Raw genomic sequence first — 15,576 nt, 5'->3', positions numbered from 1 at the left:
CCGCTCCGTTGTCGAGTCCCACATCCGGCGGCAGTTACTCCCCGCCGAGCCCGAACAGGACGCTAGTTAACAGCCGAAGGCCGAGCCAGCCGGTCACGCCGACGCCGACGCCGACGCCCACCAGCCGGGGGCTCACGCGGTACCTCGCCGGCGGGTGCGGGTAGGCCATCCGTAAGTAGGCGTCGGCCAGGCCGAGGATCAGGAACGTGGGCACGACGTAGTTCCGCGAGATCGAAAAAATCCCGCCTGCGTAACCGATTAACGCGGCCAGTACGAACGGCCGCAACCGATCCAGCAGCGGGTTCGCCGGGCGGACCGACCAGAGCATCGTCCCGCTCAGGACGAACAGCCCGGTGAACACCGACCCGCCCAGGAGCCCGAGCTCGACGTAGGCGTGAACGAAGGAGTTGTGCGCGACCAGCCCCATTTCCTTGCCGAAGTTCCGGACGCCGATCCCGGTCACCGGGTTTTGCGTCATGAGGCTCAACCCATCGGACCATAGCGCCACCCGAGAGTGCGCGGTGTCGTTCCGGTCCATACTGATGTTCGCCTGCCGCCCCCCGGCGAGGAGTGGCAGCCCGGGGAGGAGGACGGCGGCCACGGCCAGGGTCTTCACCCACCCGTATCTGCCCCAGGCCCAGCCAACGATGGCGATCAGCAGGCCCAACAACCCGCCCCGTGATTGCGTCAGGACGAGTGCGTACCCGAAGAGCCCGGCGGGCAACAGCCAGCACACGCTCCCGACCAGCCGGGCCGACGTCGCGGTCCGGGCGAGGGTAAAAATGGTGCCGGTGACGAGAATCAGGCACAGGTCGTTCGGGTCGTTGTAGATGCCGCTACTGCGGAGCTGCGTGGTAAAGGTTTGCTCGCCGGTGGTGTCGTACTCGAGCCGCTGGAGCGGGGCCAGGGCCGGGTTGTCGATCACGCCGTGGTACTGGAGGAGGCCCAGGGTTGACAGCACGACGACGAGACCCACCACCGCGCCCACGAACACCCGCAGTCGTGACGGCGTGTCGATCACGCTGACCAGCAGCAGGTAGTAGAGGACGACCTTGCCGAACTCGGAGCCGAAGTCCAGCGCGACCCCGACATCCCCTCGGACCAGTTGTGAGAGCATCCCCGCGACCCAGAACGCGATTACCCCGACCGTCAGGGGCCGGTCGGCCAGGGTGCCCGGTTGCAAGTTCTCAATGAGCCGCGGGGCGGCCGTGATCAGGCAGAGGGTGATCACGAGCAGGTACAACCGCAGCCCGGCGATCTCCGGCACGAGTTCCTCCGGCCGGATCAGCAGCACGGCGTTCAGGAGGAGAAAGAGCCAGAAGGCCATGGGATACCGAGGGGGCAGCCGGCGAGGGCGGGGGGCGGGGGGACGACTCAACCGGGACTGAGGGCCGCGCGGAACTCCGGGATCGCCCGGGCCAGGAACGCGCCGCACACGTCGGCCGCCTCCGCCCGCGTCCCGGGGAGGAACTCGCGGACGACGTAGAACTTGTACAGCGCCGGGGCACGGGCCAGTGTCACCCGGGGGTTGTCGGGGGCGTCCCAACCCTGGCCGTCGCGGGACCACGCCCAGAACACCTCCAGCTGGGCCGGGGAGGCTCCTTCGGTCTTGGCGAACCGCGCCACCCGGAACGGGTGCGTGCCGCCGCCGGCGACGACGGTCCGGACCGTCGCGTCCGTCACCTGTCGGTACCCGCCCGCCGAGTAGCACACGTCCGGGGTGTGCACGCTGATCGGCCCGCCCCGGCCGCACACCACCAGGGCCGAGACCGCCTCCCGCGTCCGCCGGTTCGTGTACAGGCGAACCACGCACCGGTGGATGCCGGCCCGGGCCATGTCCTCCGGCTCGTACGGGACGTCCTCGCCGGTCCAGTCGCCGAACGCCGGCGGCAGGCGGTCGAGGCTGGCCGACGCTTCCTGGAGTTGCCCGGACGGGCCCCACCGGTCGGTGGACACGCCGTGTACGGCCCCCAGCCCGCCGACGAGCAGGGCCCCGACCAGTACCGGGGCGGCCGACTTGACCGTCATCACGCGTGCCTCACTCGCCACGGGACCCTACGCCTTCCGCCACGTTACACCGCCGCTTCCGCCGGCACCTTCCCGTACCCCTTGGCCGACCGGTGGGCCTCCTGCCAGACGCCGTTGACCACCGCCCCGGACAGGTTCGCCCCGACCGCCCGGAGCCGCCCGGCCGTCTCGGCCACGTGGGCGACCTGGCTGACCCCGATCAGCACCGACAGCACCACCCGGTCGGCGTCCCGGGCGAGTAGGAGCGTGTCGGACACGAGCAGGAGGGGGGCGGTGTCGACCACCAGGAAGTCGAACTGGGCCTCCAGCGACTCCTTCACCCGCCGCCACCCGTCACCGATGATCGCCTGCCGGGCCGTGAGGTCCCACCGCCCGGCCGGGACGACGGACAGCCCGGGGATCGGGGACGGGCGGACGGCCGTCGCCAGGTCCGTCTCCCCGCGGAGCAACTCGCACAGCCCCGGCCCCGCGCACACGCCGAACAGCCGGTGCGCGGCCGGGGACTGGACGTCGCCGTCGACCAGCACGGTGCGGTAGCCCGCCCGGGCGAGGCTGATCGCCAGGTGCCCGGCCAGCGACGTCTTCCCCTCGCCGGCCACCGCGCTGGTCACGAGGACGGTCCGCAACCCGTGCCCGGCCGGGGTGCCGTGGAGGAGCATGGTCCGGGTGGTGTCGATCGCCTCCGTCAGGGCGGGGCCGGCCCCGGCCGGCCCGCGGCCGTCGGCGGCACCGATCGGGGGCACCGTGCCCAGGAGGCGGACCCCCATGTCGGTCGTCACCTCCTCGGCGTGGGTGACCCGCCGGCGGCGGTACTCCCACCCGACGAGGCCGGCGAACCCGGCCGCGAACGCCAGCACCCCGCCGATCAGAGTATACTTCAGCCGCCGGTTGCCCTCGATCCCGGGCACGAGGAACGCCTCCTCGGCCAGCGTCACCCGCGGCGGCGCGCCGATTTCGAGCCGGATGGTGGCCATCTCTTCGGCCAGGCGGTTGTCCATCTTCTCGGTCTGCTCGCCGAGCCGGCGGAGGTTCTCCAGCTCGATCCGGTACTGGTTCACCTTGCCGATCTGCTGCTTGACCTCGTCGACCCGGGTCTTGGCGACCTCGACCCGCGCCTTGTGCCGCTCGACGTTCAGCTGGAGGTCCGCCACGCGGGCCTGCTGGGCCCGGGCCTGCGCCTCCCGCGCGTGGGCCTCCACCTTCGGCCGAAGCTGCGCCTTGTACTGGTCCCGCTTCTCCGCCGCGGCCTTGACCGCCTCGCGGGCCTGCACCACCACCGGGGGGTTGGCCCCGGGCTGGAACAGTGCTTCCGTCTCGACTTGCTTCTGCTGCGCCCGGGCGACGGCCGCCTCGAACTGCTGGAACGTCACGTCCTTGCGGATCTCCTCGTCGACCTGGGCGGGCGGGACGGGGGGCGGGGCGTCGCCCGCCTTGGGGGGCGCCGTGAGGGCGGCCAACTCCCGCTCGGCGAGCTGCTGCTGGTCCCACGCGGCGCCCTGCTCCCGCGAGGCGAGCCGGAGCTCGTCGTTGTAGATGGCGTCCATGGTCGTCAGGGTCGGCCCGTCCTTCGACCCGAGCACCAGGGCGATCGACTCGCCCCGCTTGCGGTACCGCTCGAGCTCCTGCTGGTTGGCCCGGTTCGTCTCCTCGAGCCGGGCCAGCTTCTGCCGCCGCTTGCCGTTCTCCCGCTCGTCCACGGCGGCGAGGTAGGCCTTGGCCACGGCCCCCAGGACGTCCTTGAGCTCCTCCCCGTTGTCCCCCTCGAGGGCGACCTGCATGAACTCCGACCCGGGCTTGGTATCGACCTTGAGGTTGCGCTCCAGCCAGGTCGGGGCGTCGGGCTGGGCCGTGCGGACGACCCCCAGGCCGCTCACGGCCGGGTCCTTGAGGGCCGCGACCAGCGTCAGCCGCCGCTTCACCAGGGCCGCCTGGGTCAGCTTGTACGAGTTGAAGTCGACGCCGCCGCCCGTCGACGTCGTGGGCAAGAGGGTCGGGTTTTGGGAGGCGATGTGGAAGACGACCGCGGTCGTCACCTTCGGGAGGGGGAGGAACAGCCAGATGCCCGCCGCCACGGCCCCGGCGAACAGGACCACCCCCAGGAAAATCACCGGCCGCCGGCGGACGGAGTGCAAGACGAACCGGGCGGAAATCCCACCGGGCCGCTTCACGTCGCCGCCGGCGGCGGGATCGGTCGTGGGCATCTGCGACATGGTGATCGGACCTCAACTCGACTCGGGAATCCGGAACCGCGCTCGCCCCGACTTCAGCCCGCCGTCGTGGCGGGAGCCGCCCGCCCGGCCGGCACCACCGCCCGGGACAACACGCACAGCACCGTCAGGAGCAGGGTCAGTCCGACCGGCATCATCAGCCACCCGGCGAGGTCGTGGAAGACGGCCCTCGCCAGGTCGCCCCGGTTCGCCTCGAAGAGCAAGCCGGTCAGCGTAATCCGCACCACGTTCGCAACGACCGCGATCGGCGCCGCGGCGGCGACCAGGATGACCTTCTCCGGCCAGCTCCGCCGGACCAGGAAGGCGACGCCGACGGACAGCGCGAAGAAGGTGACCAGCATGGTCAGCCCGCTGCACGCCTCCACGACCCCCAGTCGCGCGTCGGTCAGCAGGATCACGTTCCCCTCGGCCACCGCCGGCACCCCAAAGGTCTGGAGGGCGTAGGTGCTGGCGGCGGTCGCGGTCGCCTGGAGTCGGCCGCCGAGCAGGGTCTGCGCGCCGTACGGGAGGGGGATCATGAACGCCAGGAACAGGACGGCCGGGGCGGCCCATGCCAGCAACTCGCGCCCGCCCGCCACGGCGATCAGCCCGGCCAGCACGATCAGCAGCGAGACTTCGTCCAGCCAGGGCTGGTAGAAGACCTGCCCGGCCATCCGCACGCCCCCGCCGAGTACGACGACCAGGACCCCCCACCACCGCGGCCGGACGTCGGCGGCCGTAATTCGGTCGCGCCGGGTCCACAACAGGTACACCGAGAACACCGGAACGAGAAAGCCGTGCGAGTACTGCGGGTCGGTCGCCCACCGCTCGACGATTCCGTCCAGCGCCGACCAGTACGCCCACAGGGTGACGGCGAGGGGCACACCGACGCTCAGCAGCACGGGGGTCGTGTTTCGGGGGAGGGCCATCACGCCTCAGGGCAAGCAGGTCTTTCGGGGGAGATTGGGGGGTCGGTCGCCCCGACCGGCTCCCCGGCCGGCCGGTCGCACGCACACCACCCAGGGTCGGCTTCGAAATACTGGTAGTGTTAGGTGCGCGGGCGGCAGAAAGGGTTCAAAGAGTTGGCAACCGGATTCGTCGCGCACGGGGACCAGTCGGACCCGGCCGACGAAGGCGCCCGCCGTCCCGGTCGTGCGGTTCAGGGGTCGATCGCTGTGGTCTTGAGCCCGGCCCAGAGCCCGTCGGGGGTTCGGCCGACGACGTACACCGTCACCTTCCCCACCCCGACCCGGACCACGATCGCGTCCGACAGGTGCTCCCGCACGGCGGCCGCCACGACCCGGTAGCGGGCCGGCACCGCCCGGTCGTCGTCCCGGTCCTGCTCGAGCGGGGCGAAGAACTCGTCCACCGACAGTTGGCTGGCCGGGACCGACGCCTGGTGGAACCCCCGCCGGCGGACCCAGTCGGGGTTCGGCAGGCCGCCGGTCCCGGGCCACTCGAACGCCTCCCACCGGAACCCCACCCCGGCGGGGTAGAGCAGCCCGGTGGTCACCTGGCGGAGGAGCTGGGTGGTGTCGCTCAACATGGTCGGTCCTCGTTCGACCACCCGGCGGCGCGATCGTCCGGCGCGGCCCGGAATTGGTCGGAGGCGGTCCAACCGTCCGGGGCACTTCGCGGGGTCGTTCGGGGGACGCCTCGGTGCCTTGGCTGGCATTCGATGCGCCACGGACCGTGGGGTCGCAAAAAATGGCCGCGCGCCGATCCTGCCGGCGCCGACGGGTTGCGGGAAATGATTCAGAAAATAGCCAATGCCGCGAATCCTTCGACCCCGGTTCATCTCTAAGTAGAAAGCGTTTCCGTTTGGCAGCAGCCGTGACACGACGGACCCCGGTTCCGGCGTGCCGCTCGGCGGAATCGTCGCGGATTCCGTTGTCTCGCACCCGGGCGGATTGCGAACCCGTCCGGGTGGCGCGGGTCCCGACCCCGACTGGGGTTGCGCCCGACTGCCGGACAACGGGCCCCTTCCGCCCGACCCGAACGGCGCCCGTTCCGGCCGGCACCGGATGCCGGTCAACAGGATGCATGCCCCGACGACCAGGACGGTCGGCGAGACAGCCCAACCCGAGTTGGGAATCATGTCCACCCCGCAACCCACCCCTCCCCCCTCCCCGGAGGGGCGCTCCCGGTTTGCGGCCCTCGCCCAGGTGGCGGCGGCCACCGCCGCGTGCGCGCTCGCCCTCGTGTACCACTCGGTCATCCTCACCCTGACCATCCTCGACGGCCGGCACGGCACCGCGGCCCCGGGGCGGGTCCACCCGGGGAACCTGTAGCCGCGCTACTCCCCGAGCGGCACCCCGGCGTCGGCGAACCGGGCCCGCAGCGCGGGCAGGTCCCACAACCGGGCGGCGTAGTCGCCCTCGCACCGGACCACCAGCCGCCGCCCGTCGGCCGACGCCGTCAACTCCCGGACCGCGGCGGGGGTCCGCAGCGCGAACAACTCCTCCACCCGGTCCGCGTCCCACCGCCACACCCGCACCGTTCGGTCGAACCCGCCCGTGGCGAACGTGTTGCGGCCGAGGAACGCCACGGCCGCGGCCACGTCCCGGTGGGGCTGCCAGGCGGCGAGGACGTGCCCGTCCGACAGGCGGAGCACGTACCCGCGGCCGGTGTCGGTCGTCGCCACCGCCACGTCCTCCCCCGGGGCGATCGCGACCGCCCGCACCGCCACCCGCGACTCGACCGTCCACACCGCCGCGGGCCTCAGGTCCGCCCCCGGCGCGGGGCCGGCCGCGTCGAAGCACCGCACCGCCCCGTCGATCCCGCCGACCAGAACCCGGGTGGCGCCGACGGCCAGGCACCGCATCCCCTTCAGCCCGGTGGCCCGGCCGGGAACTTCGTTCGACCACCGGGCGAACCGGTCGAACCCGGGGGCCGCGGCGGTCGCCACGTCCGCGCCGTCGAGGGCCCACAGCCGCCCGCCCGCCCCGAGCCGGCACGCGCCCGCCGACGGGAGGTCCCCGCGGATCACCCGGTCGTAGCCGCCGCCGGCCCGGCGGTACACCTCCGCGTACCGGCGGGCCGCGGCCGCGACCCACTCGCCCGCCGGGTCCACGGCCACCCACCCCTCGGTCGCCCGCGGCTCGTCGTGCCGGACCGTCCGGACGCCCTCGGGGAGGGCGGCGGGCGTGAGGCGGTGCGGGGCGTCCAGGTCCCAGACCGACAGCCGGGCGACCCGCCCGCTGCTCTCGGTCCGGGCGAGGCAGGCGAGGGTGCGGCCGTCGGCAGCCAGGGCGACGCCGAGGAGGGGGTGGCCGTGGACCGCGACCGGCTGGTGCTCGCGGAGCCCGTTGATCTCGACCAGCCGGGCCGCGGGGCCGGCGGCCACGGCCACCAGCCGGCCCGACGGGTCGAACGCCGGGGTCGCCGGCGCGCCCTCGACCCGCAGGTCGGCCACCCGGCGGCCGGTGGCCACGCTCCACAGCTTCACGTGCTTGTCCCACTCCGACCCGGACGCCAGGAGTCGCCCGGCCGGGTCGAACCGGAGGGCGGTGATCTCGCCCCCGTGGGCGGTCCGCTCGCCCGGCTCGCGGAGGACCCGCACGACCTTCCGCTCGGCCACGTCCGCCAGGTGGATCGCGTCCTCGGCGGCGAACGCCAGGGTGGACCCGTCCGGGGCCGCGGCCAGCGCCGCGGTCCCCGGGGCGCTCATCTCGTGCGCCGGCCGCAGCGAGTCCGGGTCCAGGAAGCGGATCGTGGCATGGGTGCTGACCGCCACCCACCCGCCCGCCGGGCCGACGGCCAGCCCGTACACCTTGTCGCCCCGCTCGTACACGGCCGCCCGCTCCCACGTGCCGACGGCCCACCGGGTGACCGTGCTGCGGGCCGGGGCCGGCCGCGAGGTGACCGCGCACACGGCGTAGAGCGACCGCCCGTCCGCGGCGAACTCGACCCAGTGGGCCTCCCCGCCGGGGTTGTCGAGGCTCCAGCTCACCGCCGCGGCGGCCGGGGCGGCGAGGTCCCACCGGTGCAGGTACCCGGACCGCGTCCCGACCACGACCCAGCGGCCGTCCGGGCTGACCGCCACGGACCGCGCCTGGTCGGGCCGCAGGTTCGCCCACTCCCCGAGGCGGGCCGGGAAGGTGAGCGTGCGGACGTCCGCCCCGGTCTGGGCGTCCACGACCCGGACGGCCATCGGGGTGGTGGTGAAGGTGGTGTCGGCGAGGTTCTGGGCGAGGACGACCCACCGGCCGTTCGGGTGGAACGCCACCCCCCGCGGCCAGAACCCCGGGGCCAGGGCCCGCACCGGCCGCGCGTCGATCCCGCCCAGGGCGGCGGCCAGCGCCGTCCGCAGCCCGGCCTCGTCGCGGACGCCGGGCGGGAGGGCGAGGCGGGCGGCGGCCGTCAGGTCGTCGGTCGCCTGCCAGGTCCAGCCCGGCTCCTGGTCCGCGATCGCCTCGCGGGCCCGGGTGAACAGGGCGTGGTACGCGTTGACCCGGGCCAGCTCCTCGGCCCGGAGTTGCCGCTCGACCGCCACCTGCCGCGCCCCGTCGGCCCCGACCGCCTTCGCCTTCGCCACGCCGACCGCCCGGGCGTACCAGACGCCGCCGGCCGCGAGCCCGGCCAGGGCGAGGGCCGCGACCCCGGAGGCGGTCGCGAGGGCCGGCTCCCGCTTGCACCACCGCCAGAGCCGCTCGACGAGCCCGGCCGGCCGGGCGGTGACCGGGCGGCCGGCGAGGAACCGGTCGAGGTCGTCGGCCAGCTCGGCCGCGGTCGCGTACCGGTCCCGGGGCACCCGGGCCATGCACTTCCGGCAGACCAGGTCGAGGTCGGGCGGGACGCCGGCCGCCACCGCCCGGGGCGGCGGCGGGGTGGCGTGGGCGACCAGCTGGAGCGTCCGCACCGGGTCGTCGTCGTCGAACGGGCGGCGGCCGGTCAGGCACTCGTACAGGACCACCCCGAGGGCGTACACGTCGGCCTCCGGGCCGACGAACCGCCCCTCCCCGAGGGCCTGCTCCGGGGCCATGTACGCCGGCGTCCCGAGCGGGACGGCCGTCCGGGTCGCCCCGTCGTCGCCGGGGGCGACCCGCCGGGCCAGGCCGAAGTCGCTCACCTTCGGGGACGGGTGGGGGACGGTCCGCGGGCCGGGGTCGGGGTCGGGGCCGGCCCCGGGCTTCTCCCCCGCGGCGGGGCCGTCCAGGAGGATGTTCCCGGGCTTGATGTCGCGGTGGACGATGCCGGCCTCGTGGGCGGCGTGGACCCCGCGGGCGACGGCGGCGACCAGCCGGGCCGCCTCCGCCGGGGGGAGCGGCCCGGCCGCCAGCCGGGCCGCCAGGCTCCCCCCGGCCACGAACTCCATCACGAAGTACGGCTGGTCGCCGGCCCGGCTGGACGAGTACACCTCGACCACGTTCGGGTGCTTGACCGCGGCGACCGCCTCGGCCTCGGCCTGGAACCGGACGAGGTCCCGGTCCGTCGGCCGGTCGCCCGGCCGGGCGTCCGGGCGGATCATCTTGAGGGCGACGACCCGGTTGAGCGCCAGTTCCCGGGCCCGGTACACCACCCCCATCCCGCCGGCCCCGATTTCCTCCAGGATTTCGAAGCCGAGGACCACGGGCACGGCCCGCGCGCGGGCGCCCCGCGGGGTCACGTCGGCACCACCCCGGTCGGTCAACTCGGCCCGGTCGCGCAGGGACTCGACGACCGACGTGAGGGAGTCGCGGCGCGGCAGGCCGCCGGGCGGGCGGGCGCTGGGGTGGTTGGGTGTGATGGGGGAAAGGGTCACGGTGGTCCTGCCCGGTCCGGCAGCGGTGGCTGCGGTATAGCGTAACGCAACAGTTCCCGATCACAACGGGAACCGCCCCGGCAGACGGGAATTGTCGAACGACACCCGGACCCGGTGGTGAACCACCGGGTCGCCCGCGCGGGCGACCGCGGGAGAAGGGGAGCAGGCTGAGGCGGTTGGTCGCAGTTCCGCTCGCGCTCGCGGTCCTGATCGGCGCTGACTCGGCAGTCCTCGCCCTCGTGGCCCACGCCCGGCCGAAGCCGCCCGACGGGCGGCGGGGAGGCGGTAACAGGAACCCACGTCACACGTCGTCGAACCGGCCGGTGCTGTCGCCGACCTTCTCGGCCGCGACGCCCAGCCGGTCCAGCAGCGACACGAACAGGTTCGTCATCGGCGTGTCCGGCCGCGCCGCGACGTGCCGGCCGGGGCGCAGCGACCCGCCGCCGCCGCCGGCCAGCACCACCGGCAGGTCGTCGTGGTTGTGCTTGTTCCCGTCGCCGATCGCGCAGCCGTACACCACCATGCTGTTGTCCAGCACCGACGTGCCGTCCGCCTCCTTCATGGCGTCGAGCCGCGCCAGGAAGCGGGCGAACTGCTCCATGTACCAGCGCTCGATCTTCGCCACCTTCAGCTTCTTCTCGCGGTTCCCGGCGTGGTGCGTCAGGAAGTGGTAGCCCTCGGCGATGCCCAGGTGCGGCATCGGCCGGTTCGCCCCCTCCGGCGCGACCGCGAAGCTCGCCACCCGCGTCGAGTCGGTCTGGAACGCGACCGCGAGCAGGTCGTACATCAGCGCCAGGTGCTCGGGATAATCGTCCGGGACGCCCTCCGGCGGGCGGGCGCCGCGCGGGTCCGGGGCGCGGAAGCGCTCGTACCGGGCGATTCGCTCCTCCAGCCGCCGCACCCCGTCCAGGTACTCCTCCACCTTCGCGCGGTCGGTGCGGCCGAGCTCGCGGGCCAGGTCGCGGGCGTCCTCCCGGACGAAGTCGAGGACGCTGCGCCGCTGCTCCATCCGCGCGCGGGCCGCGGCGGCGTCGGCGCCGCCGAACAGCTGCTCGAACACGACGCGCGGGTTGGCCTCGGGCGGCAGCGGCAGCGACTCGGACGCCCACGACAGGTTGTACTGGTAGGCGCAGGCGTACCCGGTGTCGCACGACCCGTACAGCCGGCCGGCCTCGGTGCCGAGCTGGAGCGAGTCGATCCGCGTGAGGTGGCCGACGCGCCGCGCGGCGACCTGATCGACGGAGATGCCGAGCCGCAGCCGGGCGCCGCCCGTCTTCCAGGCGTGGCAGCCGGTGAGGAACGACGCCCCCGAGCGGGCGTGGTCGCCCGGCCCGTCGCCCCAGTCGTTGGCCGCATCGTGGGCGAGGCGCGTGACGACCTGGAACTTCCCCTTCAGCGGCTCCATCGGGGCGAAGGTTTCGTTCAGCTTGTAGTCGCGGCCGTCGCCGGACGGCACCCAGCGCTCGTAGTTGCAGCCGTTGGGGAAGCCGATGAAGGCGGCACGCAGGGGCAGCCCGGACGCGGTGGCGGCGAGCCGCGGGCCGGGCGGCCGCGCGGCGGCGAACGCCTCCAGGCTCGGCAGCGCGACGCAGGCGCCGAGGCCGCGGAGGAACGTCCGGCGGGACGGGGAGCGGCGGGTCATGGCTTCTTGACCTCACTCTTGTGGGCCGGCGGGCGGCGGATGTCGATGGGCGGGCGGGCCAGGCGCGGCGACTCGCCGGCGTCCCCGCGGCGGAGCTGGAACTGCGGGCTCGTCGTCACCCCGGCGAGCAGCACCGAGAACTTCCCGCCCCCGGCCGCGACCTCGGCGGCGATGCGATCAACCACCGGCGCGTCGGCCGGGTCGAGCCCGCGGCCGAGGGCGTAGGTCAGCAGCTTCTCGGTCACGCAGCGGTAGAACACGTCCTTCCGCGCCGCCAGCGCGCGGGCCAGGTCGGCGGCGCCGGCGACCTTCACGCCGGTCGTCAGCGCGGTGCGCGGGTCCACGGGGCCGCCGGCGTCGCGGTCGCGCCAGCGGCCGGTGGTGTCAAAATTCTCCAGCGCCAGCCCGAGCGGGTCGAAGTGGGCGTGGCACGCGGCGCACGACGCCTTCGCCCGGTGCGCCTCCAGCTGCTCGCGCAGCGTCTTCGGCTCGGCGGCGCCCGCCTTCGGGTCGTCGAGCGGTGCGATGTTCGGCGGCGGGGGCGGCACCTCGCGGCCGAGCAGGTTTTCCAGCACGAACAGCCCGCGCTTCACCGGCGACGTGCGGTTCGGGTTCGACGTGCCCAGCAGCACGCTGGCGTGGGTCAGCACCCCGGCGCGGCGGCCGTCGGCCGGCAGCGGCACGCGGCGGAACTCGCCGCCGGTCACGCCGGCGATGCCGTAGTGGGTGGCGAGGCGGTCGTTGAGGAACGTGTAGTCGGCGGTCAGCAGCTCCGTCAGGTCGCGGTCGGAGCGGGCGACGTGCTCGAACAGCCGGTCCGTCTCCTCCTTCATCAGCGGCCGGAGCGGGTCGATCCACTCGCGGTCCCGGAACGTGACCGGCGCGTACAGCGCGTTGCGGGTGCGGAGCCACTGGCCGCCAAAATCCTCGAAGAACCGCGCCGACTTCGGGTCGGCGAGCATCCGCCGCACCTGCGGTCCGAGCTCGGCGCGCAGCTTCCCCGCGGCGGCGACGCGCGTCAGCTCGTCGTCCGGGAGGCTGAGCCAGAGGAGGTACGACAGCCGCGACGCGAGGGCGAAGTCGTCGAGCGGCTGCACCTCGCGCGGGTCGTCCGGCCGCGGCTGGAGCTCGGCGCGGTAGAGGAAGCGCGGCGAGCACAGTACGGCGGTCGCGGCCCGGCCGACGCCGGCCTCGAACGTCGGTCCCGCCAGCGCGAGCGAGACGAGCCGGTCGAGCGTGGCGGGCTCGACGGGGCGGCGGAAGGCGCGGCCAGCGAGCTTGCCGAGGACGGCGCGGGCGTAGTCGCGGCGCGCGGCCGCGTCGGCCGGGGCGGGGCCGCGGTCGAAGACGCGGGCGTGCGACTCGGGGTACTCGAACACGTCCGACCCGAGCGGCCCGGTCACCGTCACCCGCGGCGACACCGGCAGCGGCCGGCCCTTCCCCACTGGGTCGGTCGCCACCACCAGCTCGTGCGCCCCCTTCGCCAGTTCGACCTCGGCCGCGGCCGTGTAGGTGCGGTTGCCGCCGACGCTGATCGTCCGCTTCGCGCCGACCGCCTTGCCGCCGAGTGACACCGCGATGTCGTACTCGCCGCCGAACTCCTGCCAGCCGCCGACGCCGTACTGCACCTCCACCCGGTAGCGGCCGGCGTGCTTCAGCTCGACGCTCGCCGCCTGCTCGGCCCGGGTGGTGCCTTTGGGGAGCGCTTTCGCGCGGAAGTCGGCCGGCTTGAGTTGCGTCCGCGGGTGCCGCGGGCCGTCGGTGACGAGCGCGGTGGCGGCCACCTTCTCGGCGAGGGCGAGGTACGTGTCGAGGAGCGCGGGCGAGACCGTGAGGGCGTCGCCGATGTTGTCGAACCCGAAGGCGGTGTCGTCCGGCGGGAGTTCGCCGGCGACGTCGAGGTCGATGCCGAACAGGTCGCGGACGGTGTACTGGTACTCCATCCGGTTGAGGCGGCGGATGGTGACGCGGCCGGGGTCGGGGCGGGCCGGGTCGGCGCCGAACACGCTCCGCTCGACCCAGCGGGCGATGGTGCGGCGCTCGGCGTCGGTGGGCTGGTCGGCGGCGGCGGGCGGCATGAACTCGTGCCGGACCGTCTTCCACACCTTCTCCCAGCGCGGCCGGTCGGCGCGGTCGGCGAGGAGCGTGTCGAGGGCGAACCCGCCGCGGCGGGCGCCTTCGGAGTGGCACTCGAAGCAGTACCGCTCGAAGAGGGCGCGGCCGTCCGGCTCGACGGCGGTCGGCGCGGGCGCGACCGGCCGCGGCTGGCCGGAGGCGGCGGCTGCGAGCGCGCCCGCGGCGAGCGTCAGCCACACGGGGGTGAATCTGCTCGCCACCGCTGCGCCCTCCCATCAGTCCTCTGAGTGACTGACCACAGGTGATCCGGGGTGTCTGGTTTCCATTACAGGTGGTTCGCCCCCTCACCCCGCGTGCTTCGCCGCGACCCTCTCCCCCGAGGGGAGAGGGTGAGAGGCACCCGGACGCCATTGTGGGCGGGTAACCACGCGCCTGCGTCCGCGGGTCGATGCCCGCCCATGATGAGGCCCGGTCAGTCCCACCCTCTCCCCTCGGGGAGAGGGTCGCGGCGAAGCACGCGGGGTGAGGGGGTTAACCACCTCCGATGACGACCGGTGAACGGCCATGCACACCGGCCAACCTGCCAGTCAGTAGTATCCCCGCGGCGGCGCCTCGGGGCCACCCGATTTCCCCCAGACGCTGCAACGCCAGTCACTTCGGCGCCGACTGCTCTGTCGCGAGCCGCTCCGCGGCGTCGATGAACTCCTGAATCTTGGCGAAGTACACGGCCATCAGCGCATCCGCGTCGGCAAACCGGCCCGCGCAGTACAGCTCTACCGCCTGATCCAGCTCGTCGTGGAAGGTGTCGAGGTTGACGCTGACGATATCCACTTCCCGCCCTCTCGGGTGCGACCGCCCCAGCATGACCGATCCGCCGCCGGGGGCAAGTCCCTCGGCGTCACGGTCGTGTCTCAGTAGGGAGGGACCGGCTCGGGTCGCCCGGGTGTCCGATCGGGTACGCCGGCCCGACCGCAGGGGACGAGCAATCCGACATCATTGTTTCCGCGACCCGGTGGGGGGGTCGCCGGAAACAATGATGTCGGCTCGAATGACCGCCGGCTGCGCCGCAACCCCTTGCGCCCTCACGCCCGGGTGTTGGTCGCCGCAACGACCGTGCGACGCGATTCGATCTAACCGCGTGACATGTTTCCGCGACCCGCACAGGGGCGCGGCCGAAACAATTATTTCCGCGGGAGCGTCGCCGGCGGCATGCACCCCGAACTGAGCCAACACCATCGCGTACGGGCTGCCGTACGGCGGGCAGGGCATCTCGGGCGGCCCCGGCGGCGGCGTGAACTGCGAGGAGACGTTCCTCGACTACACGCAGGTGAAGGCGGTCTACGTCGCCGGGTACCCGGCGTGAGCGGGGCTCGGGGCTTCCGTAGGTCGGGTCGAGTCTTCGAGACCCGACGCGGGGCGCGAACGGCATCCGACGGCCGACCGGGAACGAAACCCCGCGCTGGTTCGGCTTCCGGTTTCTCGTTGTGCGTACCTGTTGCCCCATGTCGGGTCTTGAAGACTCGACCCGACCTACGAAGCATGGTCCCGCGCAGTATTGGGACCCTACCACCTCGGCCGGGGTGCCGCGGTCGGGGCAGCTTGAAGAAGTTCCTCGAATCGCTCGTACTCACCGTCCTTGAGCCGCCAGTCGTCGCCCCGCACCTCCCACATGGCGACCAAGCCGAGCAACTCTTCGAGCCGCTCGGCCGTAAACAGCCGGTTGTCCTTCTCGGCTGCCCACTGCGGTCGCTTCTCCGCGCCGCCGAAGTCCAGGAAGTAGTGCGAGACCTCGTACCCCTTGGCGAGGAGAGCCTGGAGGCACGGGACAGCTGTGGCTCCTGCGGTGTGGAGGTACAGCGTCAGGTTCCTGTCCGACACCT

11 protein-coding genes are annotated in these 15,576 nt (G+C 73.6%); 1 reads left to right on the top strand and 10 read right to left on the bottom strand.

The genetic code is table 11. From position 1 onward, the window contains the following. Positions 1-34: 34 nt before the first annotated feature. The 5 genes from ETAA1_RS30270 to ETAA1_RS32575 form a co-directional block, all read right to left on the bottom strand. Complete coding sequence (locus ETAA1_RS30270; RefSeq protein WP_145244335.1) at positions 35-1,327, bottom strand: O-antigen ligase family protein; 1,293 nt, start codon at positions 1,325-1,327, stop codon at positions 35-37. Between the two features lie 47 nt (positions 1,328-1,374). Next, a complete protein-coding gene (locus tag ETAA1_RS30265) occupies positions 1,375-2,049 on the bottom strand; it encodes an exosortase-associated EpsI family protein (protein WP_145244334.1) in 675 nt (224 codons plus the stop codon). Between the two features lie 23 nt (positions 2,050-2,072). Further along, on the bottom strand, positions 2,073-4,238 hold the full coding sequence (locus ETAA1_RS30260) for a polysaccharide biosynthesis tyrosine autokinase (protein WP_202920520.1): 2,166 nt from the start codon (positions 4,236-4,238) through the stop codon (positions 2,073-2,075). Between the two features lie 53 nt (positions 4,239-4,291). Then, positions 4,292-5,164 carry an exosortase/archaeosortase family protein gene (locus ETAA1_RS30255; RefSeq protein WP_145244332.1) on the bottom strand — a complete coding sequence of 291 codons (873 nt, stop codon included), beginning with the start codon at positions 5,162-5,164 and terminating at the stop codon, positions 4,292-4,294. Between the two features lie 230 nt (positions 5,165-5,394). Then, positions 5,395-5,781 carry a nuclease A inhibitor family protein gene (locus ETAA1_RS32575; protein ID WP_202920519.1) on the bottom strand — a complete coding sequence of 129 codons (387 nt, stop codon included), beginning with the start codon at positions 5,779-5,781 and terminating at the stop codon, positions 5,395-5,397. A gap of 550 nt (positions 5,782-6,331) precedes the next feature. On the opposite strand from ETAA1_RS32575, the gene ETAA1_RS32570 reads away from it, so the two are divergent. Further along, entirely contained in the window at positions 6,332-6,526 is a 195-nt protein-coding gene (locus ETAA1_RS32570) for a hypothetical protein (protein ID WP_202920518.1), read from the top strand. 5 nt (positions 6,527-6,531) lie between these two features. On the opposite strand, the gene ETAA1_RS30245 is transcribed toward ETAA1_RS32570, so the two are convergent. The 5 genes from ETAA1_RS30245 to ETAA1_RS30225 all read right to left on the bottom strand — a co-directional run bounded on the left by ETAA1_RS30245 (position 6,532) and on the right by ETAA1_RS30225 (position 15,574). After that, entirely contained in the window at positions 6,532-9,978 is a 3,447-nt protein-coding gene (locus tag ETAA1_RS30245; protein ID WP_145244330.1) for a WD40 repeat domain-containing serine/threonine protein kinase, read from the bottom strand. 301 nt (positions 9,979-10,279) lie between these two features. After that, positions 10,280-11,620: a DUF1552 domain-containing protein gene (locus tag ETAA1_RS30240; protein WP_145244329.1), complete on the bottom strand. Its 1,341-nt coding sequence runs from the start codon at positions 11,618-11,620 to the stop codon at positions 10,280-10,282. Beyond that, the gene (locus tag ETAA1_RS30235) at positions 11,617-13,956 is read right to left on the bottom strand and encodes a DUF1592 domain-containing protein (protein WP_145244328.1); all 2,340 of its coding nucleotides are present in this window, start codon (positions 13,954-13,956) and stop codon (positions 11,617-11,619) included. Before ETAA1_RS30235 ends, ETAA1_RS30240 begins: the two co-directional genes overlap by 4 nt. Before the next feature lie 391 nt (positions 13,957-14,347). Continuing rightward, the gene (locus ETAA1_RS30230) at positions 14,348-14,527 is read right to left on the bottom strand and encodes a hypothetical protein (RefSeq protein ID WP_145244327.1); all 180 of its coding nucleotides are present in this window, start codon (positions 14,525-14,527) and stop codon (positions 14,348-14,350) included. Between the two features lie 732 nt (positions 14,528-15,259). Beyond that, entirely contained in the window at positions 15,260-15,574 is a 315-nt protein-coding gene (locus ETAA1_RS30225) for a hypothetical protein (RefSeq protein WP_145244326.1), read from the bottom strand. Positions 15,575-15,576: the final 2 nt, after the last annotated feature.

The organism is Urbifossiella limnaea (genome assembly GCF_007747215.1).
Classification (GTDB): Bacteria; Planctomycetota; Planctomycetia; order Gemmatales; family Gemmataceae; genus Urbifossiella; species Urbifossiella limnaea.
This window is presented reverse-complemented; position numbering and strand designations above follow the sequence as displayed.